The sequence below is a fragment of the Psychrobacter urativorans genome, assembly GCF_904846675.1.
Classification (GTDB): Bacteria; Pseudomonadota; Gammaproteobacteria; order Pseudomonadales; family Moraxellaceae; genus Psychrobacter; species Psychrobacter urativorans_B.
In genome coordinates this window covers 1-933 of record NZ_CAJHBT010000056.1, presented here as the reverse complement: position 1 = coordinate 933, position 933 = coordinate 1, and the positions used below count along the sequence as shown (strand labels likewise).

The 933-nt window shown below is 35.3% G+C and carries 1 protein-coding gene; it reads right to left on the bottom strand.

Translation table 11 applies throughout. From position 1 onward, the window contains the following. Window positions 1–348: 348 nt before the first annotated feature. On the bottom strand, window positions 349–933 hold a 585-nt coding region (locus JMY06_RS11685; RefSeq protein WP_201618415.1), incomplete at its 5' end, for a DNA cytosine methyltransferase.

The window sequence follows — 933 nt, the reverse complement described above, 5'->3', positions numbered from 1 at the left end:
AACTATAGTCATAATAACAGCAGTAATAATTGCTATAGCAAAAGAACCATCTATTAGTCATTGTGAGATATTTTATTAGTCTTTAAAGAGAAAATAATTAACTATAGGTGTGGCTAAAAGTGGTTGAAGATAGGCTGTAGAGAGCGCTTATGATAGCAAGCACAAAGGGGATGACTACAGTTGCATAGAATTTTGCTAAAAAAATAGCTGATGCATAGAATATGAGTGTTAACGAAAAAGAGGCTAATCGTTAGCCTCTTTTTTTATTCCAATAGACTGTTATAAGTAGTTCCGTAAAAGCAGCTTATTTTGAGTGGTTTCTTAATTCTATTGATTTTTGTTAGGTTACTAATACACTAAATCTTCTTTAAGCAATTTGGATTTCTCATTTGATGTTTTTTCCAAAATTAAAGCTGTGTTTAAATCTGTCAAGGCTTTTGCAACGTGCCACATTAAAACAGGAGGAATTGCATTACCGATTTGTCGGTACGCTTGGTGATCGCTCACAGGGAATACAAAACTATTTGGGAATGACTGTATTCCTGAGGCTTCTTTTGGAGTAAAGCGACGATATATCTCTTTCACAGGGTTAACCAGTAGTACAGGATCACGAGAATTTAAACTAGATTTTGCCAAATGCGAGGTTATTGTTAAACATTGCCCATCCAAATCTTGGTATAGACCACGCTTCATATTCTTTTTAGCGTTTTTCATGCCATCAACCGCTTTTTGCGAAAAATAGTACTTTTTATCATCGGTTTCCAAAACTTTTACCACAGATTTCAATGGCTGCCATGGTTTTTTGCCTAGAGAAGGTGTTTCGGCATGAGTTGGTTCTGGAAATTGATAATCGATATCCACGTCATGACGTATCCCTATAATGAATACTCGTTCTCGTTTTTGAGGGATGCCATAATCAGAAGCTAATAATAA